Source organism: Neorhizobium sp. T6_25, assembly GCF_002968555.1.
GTDB lineage: Bacteria > Pseudomonadota > Alphaproteobacteria > Rhizobiales > Rhizobiaceae > Neorhizobium.
Genome location: NZ_PVBL01000002.1, coordinates 369,787 through 385,061, shown reverse-complemented (window position 1 = coordinate 385,061; position 15,275 = coordinate 369,787). Strand labels below are relative to the sequence as shown.

The following is a 15,275-nucleotide window of genomic DNA, read 5'->3' as shown; positions in this document are numbered from 1 at the left end:
AAACAAAACCCCTCATAGCAGGACCATGAGGGGTTTGCGTGACGCCCGGACCGGCAATCACCGGGCGGAGAAATTTACTTCAGCGAGGCGAGCAGCGCCTTCATCGGCCCCTCGATCGCCGGACGGATATCGGGGCGCTGCAGGGCGAAGGCGAGGTTTGCCAGGATGAAGCCGTCCTTGGCGCCGCAGTCGAACGTATCGCCCTTGAACGGATAGGCCGCGAATTCCTGGGCCTTGGCGAGCGTCAGCATGCCGTCGGTGAGCTGGATCTCGTTGCCGGCGCCGCGTTCCTGGGTTTCCAGGATCTTGAAGATCTCCGGCTGCAGGATATAGCGGCCGTTGATGTAGAGGTTGGACGGCGCGGTGCCCTTGGCGGGCTTTTCGATCATCTGGGTGATCTTGAAACCTTCGCCGACCGGCGCGCCGATGCCGACGATGCCGTATTTATGGGCCTGGTCCGGATCGCATTCCTGCACGGCGATGACGTTACCGCCGCTTTCGGCGTAAAGATCGACCATGCCCTTGAGGCAGCCCTTGCCGCCGGCCATGATCATGTCGGGAAGCAGGACCGCGAAAGGTTCGTTGCCGACGATATCGCGGGCGCACCAGACCGCGTGGCCGAGGCCGAGCGGCACCTGCTGGCGCGTGAAGCTGGCGGTGCCGGCAACCGGCAGAAGGCCGGCGAGCAGCGTCAGCTCGGCATTCTTGTTGCGCTCGCGCAGCATCTGTTCCAGCTCGTACTGGATGTCGAAATAGTCCTCGATGACCCCCTTGCCGCGTCCGGTCACGAAGACGAAATGTTCGATCCCGGCTTCCGCGGCCTCATCCACGACGTACTGGATGACCGGCTTGTCGACCACGGTCAGCATTTCCTTCGGCACCGCCTTGGTCGCGGGCAGGAAGCGCGTGCCCAGACCTGCTACCGGAAACACTGCCTTACGGATCTTTTGTTGTTGTGCCACTCATGCCTCCTGAAAGCACGTCATTGTGCAAATATTCAAATCTCGGCATCTAATGACGAATTGCTACCGTTTCGCAAAGACTGCCGCGGGTCGGGTTTCTATGGTAAAGAATTTGTTGACCCAATCCTGTTATTACATCGTTAAGCCGCATGCCACTCTTGCCGCAAGGCTTGGTAAAAGAAGAATGGACCCGACTGCCGATGAAGACGCTTCGCACCAACCTCCTTCGTGGGTTTGCTTTCTCCCTGATCGCCGGGCTCGCCGCTGCGGCCATGCCGATAGATGCCCAGGCAGACGCCGGTTTCAAGACGTGGATCACGAAATTCTACGACACCGCAGCCAAAAGCGGTATCACCCGCTCCACCTATGACCGGGCGTTCGCCGGCGTCAGTGAACCAGACCGGGACGTGCTTGAGAAGGCGAATTTTCAGCCGGAATTCAAGTCCAGGATCTGGGATTATCTCGACAGCCGCGTAAACCCCTACACCGTCAAGATCGGTCGCGAGATGGCGGCCAAGCACGGCTCGACGCTGGCCTCCCTTGAGCGCCATTTCGGCGTCGACAGGAACATCCTGCTTGCCATCTGGTCAATGGAATCCAACTACGGGGCGGCGCTCGAAAATCCCGACCGCCTCCACCACGTGCCGCAGGCGCTGGCGACGCTTGCCTGGGGTGATCCCAAACGCGCCAAGTTCGCCCGCAACCAGCTCATCGCCGCGCTGAAGATCCTGCAGTCGGGGGATATCACGCCCAAGCAGCTGACCGGCTCCTGGGCCGGCGCCATGGGCCATACCCAGTTCATCCCGACCAGCTACCTGCTCTACGCGATCGATGCCGACGGCAACGGCAAGCGTGATATCTGGCATTCGGTTCCGGATGCGCTCGCCACCTCCGCCAACCTGCTTGCCAAGAACGGCTGGCAGAGCGGCAAGACCTGGGGTTATGAAACGGTGCTGCCGGCGGGCGGCGCCCGTCACGAAGGCCAGACCAAGACCCTCGGCGAATGGGCGAAGCTCGGTTTCGCGCGCGCGAACGGCAAAAATTTCCCCCGCGGCACCGACCGGGCGACGCTGAAGCTGATGGCCGGCGAGACCGGCCCGGCCTTCCTGATGCTCGGCAATTTCTTCACCGTGAAGAAATACAACGCCGCCGACAGTTACGCGCTGGCGGTCGGCCTGCTCGCCGACGAGATCGCCGGTTTCGGCGGCGTCCAGCAGAGCTGGCCGCGCCCCGAAGGCACGCTGGACATCAAGCAGAAGTTCGAGCTGCAGAACCGCATGAAGCAGCTCGGTTATTACGAGGGCGAAGTGGACGGCAATTTCGGTTCCGGCTCGAAGGCCGCGATCTCGGCGATCCAGAAACGCCTCGGCATGCAGCAGAACGGCGAGCCCTCGAAGTCGCTTCTCGAAGCTTTGCGTTGACAAGAAGGCATATCGCGCCACATCGTTTGAGGGAAGCTCCCGCAAGGTATGCGGGACGGCGGAGGCATGAAGGCTTTGCATAAATCCGGGCAAAAAGAGACCGTCCAGAACGGTGCCTGGCGGAACAGGCGTCGACCGGACAAGGGCGTCCGAAACTGGGGCGTGCGAAACTGGGGATGGGTGCGCCTGGCCCTTCTCCTCCTCGCGGTGCTGCTCGCCCTGCCGGCCGGCTTGTCGCCGGCTGCCGCCCAGGAGCCCATCCCGCGCCGCAACCTTTTCGATTACCTGTTCGGCGGTCCGCGTTACGAGCGCGACGACCGCTATGAGCGGCCCGCCCCCTACGGCCGCCGCCGTTACGACCGCGACGGCTCGATCATCGAGATGAAGCCGCGGCCGCGCCGCAGCACGGGACGGGCCGCCGCCCCCCGCCCGGTGCAGCCGATCGCGCCGCTGGCGCCGGAACCGGTCGCAAAAATCGATAATGCCAAGCAGGTCCTGGTGGTCGGCGACTTCATGGCCGGCGGCATCGGCAGCGAGCTGGAAACGGCGTTTGCCACCGCCCCCGGCGTTGCGATCACTGAGCGCAGCGACGGCTCCTCAGGTCTCGTCCGCGAGGATCACTTCGACTGGGCGGCCGAGCTTCCCGCCATGCTTGACGAGGTGAAACCCGCCGTCGTCGTCATCATGCTCGGTGCCAACGACCGCCAGCAGATGACGATCGGCAGCACCAAGGAAAAGTTCCGCAGCGACGCCTGGTTCAAGGAATACGAGCGGCGGGTGACCGAACTTGTCGGCATCGTCGCCGCACGCAAGCTGCCGCTCCTCTGGGTCGGCCTGCCTTCCTTCCAGTCGCCGGTTGCGACCGCCGACGCCGTGACGCTCAATGCAATCTATCGCAACCAGGCGGAAAAGGCCGGCGGCGAATTCGTCGATATCTGGGAGGGTTTCGTCGACGAGGACGGCAAGTTCGTCATCACCGGTTCGGACGTCAACGGTCAGCAGGTACGCCTGCGCGGTTCCGACGGCATCACCTTCACCAAGGCCGGCAAGCAGAAGCTCGCCTTCTACGTGGAAAAGCTGGCCCGCCGCCATCTCGGGGAAATGGCAAGCCCCGATGTCGTCAAGCTCGACGGTTCCAACCTGCCGGCGCTGTCAGCCCTTCCCGCCTCGCCCGGCCAAGCCGTTCCCACCCATCCGATCAGCCTCTCAGACCCCGAACTCGACGGCGGCAAGGACCTTCTCGGTGCCGCCCCGCTCCCCTCCCTCCTCGTCGAAACACCGCGCGACAAACTGGTCAGGCGCGGCGAACTCGCCCCGGCGCCGGCCGGACGGATCGATGATTATCGGGTGAAAGTGGCGCGGTAGCAGCAGTTGTCATTGTCGGCGTGGGAGCAAGATTGCTCCCACGTTACTGAATCCCGGTCCTCCCGCCTTATCGCGGCAGAACCGAGCTTCCCATCAGCGCCTCGTCGATCGCGCGCGCCGCCTGGCGGCCTTCGCGGATCGCCCAGACGACCAGCGACTGGCCACGGCGCACGTCGCCGGCGGTCCAGAACTTGTCGACCGAAGTCTTGTAGTCCTTGTCGTTGGCGACCACGTTGGTCGAGCCGCGACGGTCGACATTCAACGTCAGCTTGCCTTCGAGCTCGTTTAGAACCCCGTCCGTCAGCGGACCGGAAAAACCGATGGCGATGAAGGCGAGATCGGCCTTGATGATGAAATCGGTGCCGGCGATCGGCTTGCGGCGCTCGTCGACTTCGCAGCAGCGCACGCCAACGAGCTGGCCGTCTTCGCCGACGAATTCGAGCGTCGCCACCTGGAATTCGCGCACCGCACCTTCGGCCTGGCTGGACGAGGTCCGCATCTTGGTGGCCCAGAACGGCCACACGGCGAGCTTGTCTTCCTTTTCAGGCGGCTGTGGGCGAATGTCGAGCTGGGTCACCTTGACGGCGCCCTGACGGAAGGCCGTGCCGACGCAGTCGGACGCGGTATCGCCGCCGCCGACGACGACCACATGCTTGGCGCCTGCCAGGATCGGATCGGCCGCCCAGGCGACGCTCTCGATGTTCTCGCGGCCGAGGCGGCGGTTCTGCTGCACGAGGTAAGGCATCGCGTCATAGACGCCATGCAGATCGACGCCTGGAATGCCGGCCGGACGCGGGGTTTCCGAACCGCCGCAATAAAGTACCGCATCATGCTCGGCGATCAGCTTCTCGACCGGGATATCGACGCCGATATTGGCGCCGTAATGGAAGGTCACGCCTTCGCCGGTGATCTGCTCGACCCGGCGGTCGATAAAGTTCTTCTCCATCTTGAAGTCCGGAATGCCGTAGCGCAGCAGGCCGCCAGCCTTGGACTCGCGCTCGTAAACGTGCACTTCATGGCCGGCGCGGCCGAGCTGCTGGGCAGCCGCCATGCCGGCGGGACCGGAGCCGATGATCGCCACCTTCTTGCCGGTATGAACGGTTGCCGGCTGCGGCGCGATGAAGCCGAGCTCATAGGCCTTGTCGGCGATCGCCTGCTCGACCGTCTTGATCGCGACCGGCGCATCCTCGAGGTTCAGCGTGCAGGCTTCCTCGCAAGGAGCGGGGCAGACGCGGCCGGTGAATTCCGGAAAGTTGTTGGTGGAATGAAGGTTGCGGATCGCCTCCTCCCACTTGTTGTTGTAGACGAGGTCGTTCCAGTCCGGGATCTGGTTGTGAACCGGACAGCCGGTCGGGCCGTGGCAATAGGGAATGCCACAGTCCATGCAGCGCGCCGCCTGCTTGGTGACCTCCGCATCCGACATCGGGATGGTGAATTCGCGGAAATGGCGGATGCGGTCGGAGGCCGGCTGATACTTGCCCACCTGCCGGTCGATCTCCAGGAAACCCGTTACCTTGCCCATGTTCTACCTCTACTTCGCCGCTACCGCAGCCAGTTATTCGAAAGGCTTCACCGTCTCTGGCCAGGTATCGTTTTCCCATTCCGTGAATGGATTGAACCTGTCCCGCATGGCCTCGCGTGCCGCATCTTCCGCAGGATGGACCGTAATTGCTCCATCCCTTTCCTGACGAATGATGATCTTTTCTCCTTCGAGAAAGAAATCATCCGGAATTACAACGAGACGACGATTGCCTTCTCTGATGATGTTACCTTTGTGCTCTTTCGCTATTGGTCCCATCGGCGCCTCCATCCTGAGTTAAGAACTCATAACACGCGGCGCCGACACTTAAATCACTCCGCAGCGACGCCCATCCGCATCCGCTCCATCTCCACGAGAGCGCGGCGGTATTCGACCGGCATGACCTTGCGGAATTTCGGGCGGTATTCGCTCCAGCGGTCGAGGATTTCCTTGGCGCGGTTGGAGCCCGTGTAATGCAGGTGGTTGGAGATCAGCTGGTAGAGGCGCTCCTCGTCGTGGCGCGTCATGTCCTCGGAAACGTCGACGCGTCCCTTGTGCATGAGGTCGCCGCCGTGATGGTGCAACTTCTCCAGCATGTCGTCCTCTTCCGGAACCGGCTCGAGTTCGACCATCGCCATGTTGCAGCGCTTGGCAAAATCGCCGCTCTCGTCGAGCACGTAGGCGACGCCGCCGGACATGCCCGCCGCGAAGTTGCGACCGGTTTCCCCGAGCACGACGACGATGCCGCCGGTCATGTATTCGCAGCCATGGTCACCCACGCCCTCGACCACCGCGATCGCGCCGGAGTTGCGAACGGCGAAGCGCTCGCCGGCAACGCCGCGGAAATAGCATTCGCCGGTGATCGCGCCGTAGAGCACAGTATTGCCGACGATGATCGAGTTCTCCGCGACGATCCTGGAGTTCTCCGGCGGGCGCACGATGATGCGGCCGCCCGACAGGCCCTTGCCGACATAGTCGTTGCCGTCGCCGACCAGATCGAAGGTGATGCCGTGCGCAAGGAATGCACCGAACGACTGTCCGGCCGTGCCGCGCAGCGTCACATGGATCGTGTCGTCCTTGAGGCCCTTATGGCGCCAGCGCTTGGCAAGCGCCCCCGAAAGCATGGCACCGACGGAACGGTCGACGTTCTTGATCGGCACTTCGAAGACCACCGGCTCCTTGTTCTCAAGGGCAGCCTGCGACTTCTCGATCAGCTTGCGGTCGAGAATGTCGTCGATCGGATGCTTCTGGCGCTGCGTCCAGTAGGTCGCCTCCTTCGGAGCCTCCACCTTGTGGAAGATCTTCGAGAAATCGAGGCCCTTGGACTTCCAGTGGGCGATCATCTCGTCCTTTTCCAGAAGCTCGACCATGCCGATGATCTCGTCGAAGCGGGTAAAGCCGAGCGATGCCAGGATCTCGCGCACTTCTTCGGCGACGAAGAAGAAGTAGTTGATGACATGCTCCGGCGTGCCCTTGAAGCGCTTGCGCAGGACCGGGTCCTGCGTCGCCACGCCCACCGGACAGGTGTTCAGGTGGCACTTGCGCATCATGATGCAGCCGGCGGCGATGACCGGAGCCGTCGCGAAACCGAACTCGTCGGCACCCAGCAGCGCGCCGATGATGACGTCGCGGCCGGTCTTCAGGCCACCGTCGACCTGCAGCGCGATGCGCGAGCGAAGGCCGTTCAACACCAGCGTCTGCTGGGTTTCGGCAAGGCCGATTTCCCAAGGCGAGCCCGCATGCTTCAGCGAGGTGAGCGGCGAAGCGCCGGTGCCGCCGTCGAAGCCGGCAACCGTGATGTGGTCGGCGCGCGCCTTGGCCACGCCTGCGGCAACCGTGCCGACGCCCACTTCCGAGACGAGCTTGACGGAAATGTCCGAGGTCGGGTTGACGTTCTTCAGGTCGTAGATCAGCTGCGCCAGGTCTTCGATCGAATAGATGTCATGGTGCGGCGGCGGCGAGATCAGGCCGACGCCCGGCGTCGAATGCCGGGTCTTGGCAACCGTTGCATCGACCTTGTGGCCGGGCAGCTGGCCGCCTTCGCCGGGCTTTGCACCCTGGGCCACCTTGATCTGCAGCATGTCGGCGTTGACCAGGTATTCGGTCGTGACGCCGAAGCGGCCGGACGCGACCTGCTTGATCGCCGAGCGTTCCGGGTTCTGAGAACCGTCCGGCAGCGGCATGTAGCGATCGCTTTCCTCGCCGCCTTCCCCGGTGTTCGACTTGCCGCCGATCCGGTTCATGGCAATCGCCAGCGTCGTATGCGCTTCGCGGGAAATCGAGCCGAACGACATGGCGCCGGTCGAGAAGCGCTTGACGATGTCGACAGCCGGCTCCACCTCGTCGATCGAGACAGGCGTGCGGCCGATCTCACCGGCCTTCTTGATCTTGAACAGGCCGCGGATGGTGTTCATCCGCACCGCCGTCTCGTTCACCATCTCGGCGAATTCGCGGTAACGCTCCTGGCTGTTGCCGCGCACCGCGTGCTGCAGCGTCGCGACCACGTCCGGCGTCCAGGCATGGCTTTCGCCGCGCATCCGGTAGGCATATTCGCCGCCGATATCGAGCGTGGAGGCCAGAACCGGGTCCTTGCCGAAGGCGGCATGGTGCCGGGAAACCGTTTCCTGGGCGATCTCTTCCAGACCGACGCCTTCGATGTTCGACGCCGTACCGAAGAAATACTTCTCGATCAGACCCGAAGACAGGCCGATGGCGTCGAAGATCTGCGCGCCGCAATAGGATTGGTAGGTCGAGATGCCCATCTTGGACATGACCTTGAGGATGCCCTTCCCGACCGCCTTGATATAGCGATAGACGATTTCCGAGGAATCCACTTCCTTGGGGAACTCGCCGCGCATGTGCATGTCGGTCAGCGTGTCGAAGGCGAGATAGGGGTTGATGGCTTCTGCGCCATAACCGGCGAGACAGCAGAAGTGATGGATCTCGCGCGGCTCGCCGGATTCGACGACGAGGCCGACCGAGGTCCTGAGCCCCTTGCGGATCAGGTGATGATGCACGGCAGCGGTCGCCAGTAGAGCCGGGATGGCGATCCGGTCCGGGCCGATCTGGCGGTCGGACAGCACGATGATGTTATAGCCGCCCTTGACCGCGGCTTCCGCACGTTCGCAAAGACGGTCGAGCATTTCCGGCATGCCTTCGGCGCCACGCTCGATGTCATAGGTGAAATCGAGCGTCTTGGTGTCGAACCGGTCTTCCGTGTGGCCGATCGAGCGGATCTTTTCGAGATCGCCATTGGTCAGGATCGGCTGGCGCACTTCCAGACGCTTGGCGTTCGCCGCACCCTCGTGGTCGAGGATGTTCGGGCGCGGACCGATGAACGACACGAGGCTCATGACGAGTTCTTCGCGGATCGGATCGATCGGCGGGTTGGTGACCTGCGCGAAGTTCTGCTTGAAATAGGTGTAGAGCAGCTTCGACTTTTCAGACATCGCGGAGATCGGCGTGTCGGTGCCCATCGAGCCGACGGCTTCCTGGCCCGTCGTCGCCATCGGCGACATCAGGATCTTGGTGTCTTCCGACGTGTAGCCGAAGGCCTGCTGACGGTCGAGCAGCGACACGTCGCGGCGCAGCGCCCGCGGCTCCACCGGCTTCAGGTCTTCGAGGATGAGCTGGGTCTTGTCCAGCCACTTGCCGTAGGGATGCTTGGTCGCAAGTTCGGACTTCAGCTCCTCGTCGGAGATGATCTGGCCCTTTTCCATGTCGATCAGCAGCATCTTGCCGGGCTGCAGGCGCCACTTCTTGACGATGCGCTCTTCCGGCACCGGCAGGACGCCCGCTTCGGACGCCATGATGATGCGGTCGTCATCGGTGACCATGTAGCGGGCCGGACGCAGGCCGTTGCGGTCGAGCGTCGCGCCGATCTGGCGACCGTCGGTGAAGGCAACGGCAGCCGGGCCGTCCCACGGCTCCATCAGGGCGGCGTGGTATTCGTAGAAGGCCTTGCGCTCCTTCGACATCGACTGGTTGCCGGCCCAGGCTTCCGGGATCAGCATCATCACCGCATGGGCGAGCGAATACCCGCCGCGCACGAGGAACTCGAGCGCATTGTCGAAACAGGCCGTGTCCGACTGGCCTTCGTAGGAGATCGGCCAGAGCTTGGAAATATCGTCGCCGAAGAGAGGCGAAGAGACCGACGCCTGGCGCGCCGCCATCCAGTTGACGTTGCCGCGCAGCGTGTTGATTTCGCCGTTATGGGCGACCATCCGGTAAGGATGCGCGAGCTTCCAGGACGGGAAGGTGTTGGTCGAGAAGCGCTGGTGCACCAGCGCCACCGCCGTCTCGAACCGAGGATCGGCGAGGTCCTTATAATAGGCACCGACCTGATAGGCGAGGAACATGCCCTTGTAGACGATCGTCGAGGACGACAGCGACACCGGATAGAAACCCATGTCGACGCCGCCGAATGCATCATAGATGCGGTTGGAGATCACCTTGCGGATCAGGAAAAGCTTGCGCTCGAAATCATGGTTCGTCGCAGCGTCCTTGCCCGCGCCGATGAAGACCTGGACGTGATGCGGCTCGGTGGCGGCGATATCCGGCGCCTTGGAAAGCGACGAGTTGTCGACCGGCACGTCGCGGAAACCGAGGAACTGCTGCCCCTCTTCCGCTATGACGTCCTCGATCACCTTCTTGTAGTGCTCGATCTCCTCCGCCTTGCGCGGCATGAAGATGTGACCGACGGCATATTCGCCGGCCTTCGGCAGGGTGACGCCCTGCTTTGCCATTTCCTCGCGGAAGAACCGATCGGGGATCTGCACCAGAATGCCCGCGCCATCGCCCATCAGCGGGTCGGCACCGACCGCACCGCGATGCGTCAGGTTTTCGAGGATGAACAGGCCGTCCTTGACGATCTGGTGCGACTTCTTGCCCTTCATATGGGCGATGAAGCCGACGCCGCAGGCATCGTGCTCGTTGCGCGGGTGATAGAGGCCCTGGGCCATCGGCAAACCGCCGGCGACAAATGGAACGCGAACTGTCGTCTCGGCCGACATCGGGGCTTCGGCGTGATGAGCCGGGCCTGATATCTCGGAGATGGTCTTCGTCATCGTCATTCCTCCTGTTGGCCGCCTTCGGCAGCGGGCAAAGTGGCTCTCAATTGTCTCTTGGGGATGACAAGCCTAAGCTCCACCCCGTGTTTCATGCGATGGCGCCGCTCCGGCGTGAGTTGCAGCTTTGCAGCGCAGCATAACGCGGATCGGCGCGAACGTCAGCGGGAAAGACGCATCCATTGGCGCTTCTTTTCCCGAAATTAGGACAGTACTTCTGTCCTAATTTCTAAAATCTATGCCATAGAAGTTAACCCGCGACAAGAGCGGTTGTTAAAAATCTGCCGCACCTGACGACAGAAGATTACGCCGAATGGCGTAGATGTCGAAATTTAATTACATCGGCCACCTTTTAAAGCGTGGCGCGTGCTGACCTAACCGTTTTGGCCCGCCCGCCACCCTCGCCGATTGATTACCGGTTCAAAAAGATTAATCTCCCCACGCTTCCGAGACAAAACTTCCAGGGTATTTTTCAGAATGTTTTTCGCTTCCGACAATTGGGCCGGCGCCCATCCATCCATCAATGAACGCCTCTCCAAGGAGTCGACCCGGTTTGCCGCCGCCTATGGCAACAGCGATCTCGACAAGGCGGTCGAAGCCCGTTTCAACGAGATCTTCGAACGGGAGGTCTCGGTCTATTTCGTCTCCACCGGCACGGCAGCCAATTCGCTGTCGCTTGCCAGCATCGCGCGGGTCGGCGGCGTCACCTTTTCCCATTCGGAAGCGCATGTGATCGAAGACGAATGCGGGGCGCCGGACTTCTTTTCCGGCATGCGCATGGTCCCCGTCGAAGGCGAAGACGGCAAGATGGATCCGGAGAAGCTCAGCGCCCGGATCGCCGGCTTTCCGCAGGATTCGTTGCATCACGGCCGCGCCGCCGCCGTCACCCTCACCCAGGCGACCGAGACCGGCACCATCTACACGCTCGACGAGATCGACGCGATCACCGCGATAGCAAAGGCGAACGGCCTGCCCGTGCATATGGACGGCGCCCGCTTCGCCAACGCGCTGGTCTCGCTCGACGTCTCGCCCGCCGAAATGACCTGGAAACGCGGCATCGACATCCTCTCCTTCGGCGGCACCAAGAACGGCTGCTGGTGTGCCGAAGCAATCGTGTTCTTCAATCGGGACCTCGCCAGGGACTTCGCCTTCATCCGCAAGCGCGCCGCCCAGCTCTTTTCCAAGACCCGCTTCATCTCGGCCCAGTTCGACGCCTACCTGCAGGATGGCCTCTGGCTCAACATGGCAAGCCACGCCAACAGCATGGCCGACCGCCTGCGCGCCGGCATCGGCTCGCTGAACAGCACGCGGCTTGCCTGGGACACGACCTCCAACGAGGTTTTCGCCGTGCTCAACAAGGCGTCGGCCGAAGCAGCCGAAGCAAGGGGTGCAAAATTCTACGGCTGGCCGGTGCCGACCAACATGCCGGAGCCGGTCAGGGACGACGAAACCCTGATCCGCCTCGTCACCTCGTTCGCCACCACCGAAGAGGACATCGACCAGTTTTTGGCGATCTGCAAAGCCGGCTGAAGCCTCGACCTACACCTGATGCTGAGGCGCGATCTGCGCCACGATCAGGCTCGACAGCGCTTCCACGAGCGCGGCATCGGCGCCGCGCCGCGGGACCAGAACGAATTCCACGTCTTCCAGCACCGGCAGCCGGTCCGCGGGGATTTCTTTGAGCCCCGCCGGTGCCATGCTGCGTGGCTGGACGAGCACGCCCATGCCGGCCCGCGCCGCAGCGGTGAGCCCACTCAAGCTGCCGCAGGTGCAGACGATCCGCCAAGCCATCTTTTCCCGGTCGAGCGCTTCCTGGGCGACGCGCCTTGTGATGCTCGGCGGCGGAAACGCGATCAGCGGCAACGCATCGCCGCGCGACAGGGCATGGTCCGGATCGCGCGCCAGCCAGACCAGCGGTTCGCGATAAAGCAGCCGCCCATGCGTCTCGCCGATATGCCGCTTGGCGAGCACCAGGTCGAGATCGCCAATGTCCTGCATCTGGTAGAGCACGGCCGAGAGGGCCACGGTCAGTTCCAGATCGACCAGCGGATAAAGCCGGATGAAATCTTCGAGGATCGACGTCAGCCGGCTCGCCACCACGTCTTCCGAAACCCCGAGCCGCAGCCGTCCGCGCAACCGGCTCTCGCCGAACAGCGAGGCGACCTTGCCGTTCATATCCAGCATGCCGCGCGCATGGCCGAGCAGCGCCTCGCCTTCCGCCGTCAGCTTCACCTGATGGGTATCGCGAAACACCAATTGGCGGCCGAGCGATTTTTCGAGCCGCTGGATATGCTGGGTGACGGTCGACTGGCCGATCCCCAGCCGGGCCGCCGCCTCGGTAAAACTGCCGGTCTGCTGCAGCATGACGAAGCTGTTCAAATGATGAAGGTTCAGCATGGCTATCCAATATCGTGATAACTGTTAGTGGTTGAATTCTGCTTCATGATAAGGGAGGGGTAAATCCTCAAACTCGAGGAATCCGCCCATGAGCCGTTTTCTGCCGGACCGCTTCACGGTCCTTCTCGTCTGCACCGTCATCCTCGCCTCGGTTCTGCCGATCCACGGCGTCTATGCCGACTGGTTCAACGTCGCCACCGACATCGCCATCGGCCTGCTGTTCTTCCTGCATGGCGCCCGCCTGTCGCGGGATGTGGTGGTGGCGGGTATCCTGCATTGGCGCCTGCACCTGACGATCCTCCTGACGACATTCGCGATCTTCCCCGTTCTCGGGCTGATGATCGGATTTATTCCGGAAGATATCCTGGCGGCGCCGCTTTATGCCGGCATCCTCTTCCTCTGCGTGCTTCCTTCGACCGTGCAGTCCTCGATCGCATTCACATCGATCGCCGGCGGCAACGTGCCGGCGGCAATCTGCGCCGCTTCTGGCTCCAACATCTTCGGCATGTTCCTGACGCCGCTTCTCGCCGGCATCCTGCTTTCGACCACCGGTGACGCCGGTTTCTCCTGGGATGCGCTGGAAAGCATCCTGCTGCAGCTTCTCGCCCCCTTCGTCGTCGGCCAGATCCTGCAGCCCTGGATCGGCAACTGGATCCGCTCGAAGAAGAAGATGCTCGCGCCCGTCGACCGCGGCTCGATCCTGATGGTCGTTTATCTCGCCTTCTCGGAGGCGGTGATGGAAGGTCTGTGGCACACCTTTTCGGCGCTCGATATCGGCGTCGTCATCCTCGTCGACATGGCGCTTCTGGCGGTCGTTATCTGCATCACCATGTTCGGCAGCCGGGCGCTGGGCTTCAACAAGGAAGACGAAATCACCATCACCTTCTGCGGTTCGAAAAAGTCGCTCGCAAGCGGCGTGCCGATGGCCAATGCCATCTTCGCTGGCCAGTCCTCATCGATCGGCGCCATCGTCCTGCCGCTGATGCTCTTCCACCAGATCCAACTCATGGCCTGCGCCGTCATTGCTCAAAAGTATGCGAACCGCCTGAAGGCGAAGAAGGATACGGTCGTGGCACCGGCTGCGGCTTGAGGGGCCGGTAGCGCTGATCAGGGCTTGCCGATCAGCGCACCTGCTTTGGCCCTGATCTGGGAAAGCTCACGGGTTGAAACCCGGCCCTTCCGCTGCGCACTGCGCGCCTTCCAGTCGAGGCTCTTCACCTGGTCGGCAAGGGCCGTGCTGTTGCCGTCGTCGCCGATCGCCACTTCGAAAGGATATCCCTTCCGCCTGGTGGTCATCGGGCAGCACAGCATCAAGCCGAAGCGATTGTAACTTTGCGGACTCAGCACGACCGCAGGCCGGCGCCCGGCCTGCTCATGTCCCGCCTGTAGAGAAAATTCCAGCCAGACGATATCGCCGGCCTCTGGAACATAGGAAGCAGCCATCATAGGGCTTCCTTGCCGACAGGCACTCCAAAATCGATTTCCTCGTGAAGGTTGTCGGGTGTCATCCCCGCAATGAGTTGGTCGAGATCGAGTTCCGCGTCCCGCACCGGCTCGATGATGATCCGCCCGTTTTCCTCCGACACATCCACGACCGTGTCGATCTGCAGCTGCGCAGCCTCCATGACGGCGGCGGGGATGCGCACGGAGGCGCTGTTACCCCATTTTTTGACCGTCACGCGCATGGGTCGCTCCAGGTAGATACATTGTCGATACAATAGAGACCTAGAGCCAAGCGGTCAACTAACTCCCCCAAAAACGGAAAACGGCCCTTCCCCCAAGAGGAAGGGCCGCATTGGGCTTGCTCGAATATATCGGCCGGGTGCCCGGCAGCGGGTTAGTTGACCTGCTGCGGGGTGACCTGAGCCTCGATCGTCTTCGGAGCGACTGCGTCTGCGGCAATCGCGATGCGACGGGGCTTCATGGCTTCCGGAATGTTCCGGAGGAGGTCGATATGGAGCAGGCCGTTCTTCAGCGAAGCGGACTGCACTTCGACATGATCGGCGAGCTGGAAGCGGCGCTCGAAGGCGCGCTTGGCGATGCCGCGATAGAGGTATTCGCTCTGTTCGGCAGCGGTTTCGTCTTCGCTCTTTTCACCCTTGACGGTCAGCACGTTGGCATGGGCTTCAAGGCTCAGTTCCTTTTCGTCGAAACCGGCAACGGCCATGGTAATGCGATAGGTGTTTTCGCCGGTCCGCTCGATATTGTAGGGCGGGTAGCTCGGGGTCTGGTCGGCCGGCCCGCGATTGTCGAGCAGGTTGAAAAGACGGTCGAAACCGACGGTGGAACGATAAAGAGGCGAGAAATCGACGTGACGCATGGAGTCCTCCTTGGGAAGCGACGTTGCGGTTTTCATCTGGGTTTGCGCATCCCTTGATTGGCGATGCGGTCCCGTTCAGCGGACCCGTTTGGCGCCCGCAGAGTTCAGATGGGGATTGATTTCCGCGGCTTCAAGAGCCCGGTCGGCGGCGCAGTTTTGCGCGTGAACCTGACATGAACAGCCCGTTTCGGGCCGGTTCAGGATCGTTTTGATAGAAGTGACGGT

Annotated in this window: 12 protein-coding genes; 4 read left to right on the top strand and 8 right to left on the bottom strand. The window is 62.4% G+C overall.

The window, feature by feature from the left end:
* Window positions 1-74 precede the first annotated feature (74 nt).
* Window positions 75-962 carry a UTP--glucose-1-phosphate uridylyltransferase GalU gene (gene galU / locus C5L10_RS04000; RefSeq protein WP_105428610.1) on the bottom strand — a complete coding sequence of 296 codons (888 nt, stop codon included), beginning with the start codon at window positions 960-962 and terminating at the stop codon, window positions 75-77.
* A gap of 200 nt (window positions 963-1,162) precedes the next feature.
* Between galU and C5L10_RS03995 the strand changes: the two genes are divergently transcribed.
* Window positions 1,163-2,383, top strand: a complete 1,221-nt coding sequence (locus C5L10_RS03995) for a lytic murein transglycosylase (protein WP_105428609.1) — start codon at window positions 1,163-1,165, stop codon at window positions 2,381-2,383.
* Window positions 2,384-2,449: 66 nt separating this feature from the next.
* Window positions 2,450-3,748: a GDSL-type esterase/lipase family protein gene (locus C5L10_RS03990; RefSeq protein WP_105428690.1), complete on the top strand. Its 1,299-nt coding sequence runs from the start codon at window positions 2,450-2,452 to the stop codon at window positions 3,746-3,748.
* Between the two features lie 67 nt (window positions 3,749-3,815).
* On the opposite strand, the gene C5L10_RS03985 is transcribed toward C5L10_RS03990, so the two are convergent.
* Genes C5L10_RS03985 through gltB form a run of 3 tightly spaced genes read right to left on the bottom strand, consistent with a single transcriptional unit; the run spans window position 3,816 to window position 10,333 of the window.
* Complete coding sequence (locus C5L10_RS03985) at window positions 3,816-5,270, bottom strand: glutamate synthase subunit beta (RefSeq protein WP_105428608.1); 1,455 nt, start codon at window positions 5,268-5,270, stop codon at window positions 3,816-3,818.
* Between the two features lie 33 nt (window positions 5,271-5,303).
* Window positions 5,304-5,546 carry a hypothetical protein gene (locus tag C5L10_RS03980; RefSeq protein ID WP_105428607.1) on the bottom strand — a complete coding sequence of 81 codons (243 nt, stop codon included), beginning with the start codon at window positions 5,544-5,546 and terminating at the stop codon, window positions 5,304-5,306.
* Window positions 5,547-5,599: 53 nt separating this feature from the next.
* The gene (gene gltB, locus C5L10_RS03975) at window positions 5,600-10,333 is read right to left on the bottom strand and encodes a glutamate synthase large subunit (RefSeq protein ID WP_371411911.1); all 4,734 of its coding nucleotides are present in this window, start codon (window positions 10,331-10,333) and stop codon (window positions 5,600-5,602) included.
* 477 nt (window positions 10,334-10,810) lie between these two features.
* Between gltB and C5L10_RS03970 the strand changes: the two genes are divergently transcribed.
* Window positions 10,811-11,863 carry a low specificity L-threonine aldolase gene (locus C5L10_RS03970; protein ID WP_105428605.1) on the top strand — a complete coding sequence of 351 codons (1,053 nt, stop codon included), beginning with the start codon at window positions 10,811-10,813 and terminating at the stop codon, window positions 11,861-11,863.
* Between the two features lie 9 nt (window positions 11,864-11,872).
* Here C5L10_RS03970 and C5L10_RS03965 read toward each other — a convergent pair whose 3' ends face one another.
* The gene (locus C5L10_RS03965; RefSeq protein ID WP_105428604.1) at window positions 11,873-12,730 is read right to left on the bottom strand and encodes a LysR family transcriptional regulator; all 858 of its coding nucleotides are present in this window, start codon (window positions 12,728-12,730) and stop codon (window positions 11,873-11,875) included.
* Window positions 12,731-12,818: 88 nt separating this feature from the next.
* Between C5L10_RS03965 and C5L10_RS03960 the strand changes: the two genes are divergently transcribed.
* Window positions 12,819-13,820 (top strand): bile acid:sodium symporter family protein, encoded by a 1,002-nt coding sequence (locus C5L10_RS03960; protein WP_105428603.1) that lies wholly within the window; start codon window positions 12,819-12,821, stop codon window positions 13,818-13,820.
* Window positions 13,821-13,837: 17 nt separating this feature from the next.
* On the opposite strand, the gene mazF is transcribed toward C5L10_RS03960, so the two are convergent.
* The 3 genes from mazF to C5L10_RS03945 all read right to left on the bottom strand — a co-directional run bounded on the left by mazF (window position 13,838) and on the right by C5L10_RS03945 (window position 15,050).
* Window positions 13,838-14,173, bottom strand: coding sequence for an endoribonuclease MazF (gene mazF / locus C5L10_RS03955; protein WP_105428602.1), 336 nt, complete (start codon window positions 14,171-14,173; stop codon window positions 13,838-13,840).
* Window positions 14,173-14,415, bottom strand: a complete 243-nt coding sequence (locus C5L10_RS03950) for an AbrB/MazE/SpoVT family DNA-binding domain-containing protein (RefSeq protein WP_105428601.1) — start codon at window positions 14,413-14,415, stop codon at window positions 14,173-14,175. Before C5L10_RS03950 ends, mazF begins: the two co-directional genes overlap by 1 nt.
* A gap of 152 nt (window positions 14,416-14,567) precedes the next feature.
* The gene (locus C5L10_RS03945) at window positions 14,568-15,050 is read right to left on the bottom strand and encodes an Hsp20 family protein (protein ID WP_046668362.1); all 483 of its coding nucleotides are present in this window, start codon (window positions 15,048-15,050) and stop codon (window positions 14,568-14,570) included.
* Window positions 15,051-15,275: the final 225 nt, after the last annotated feature.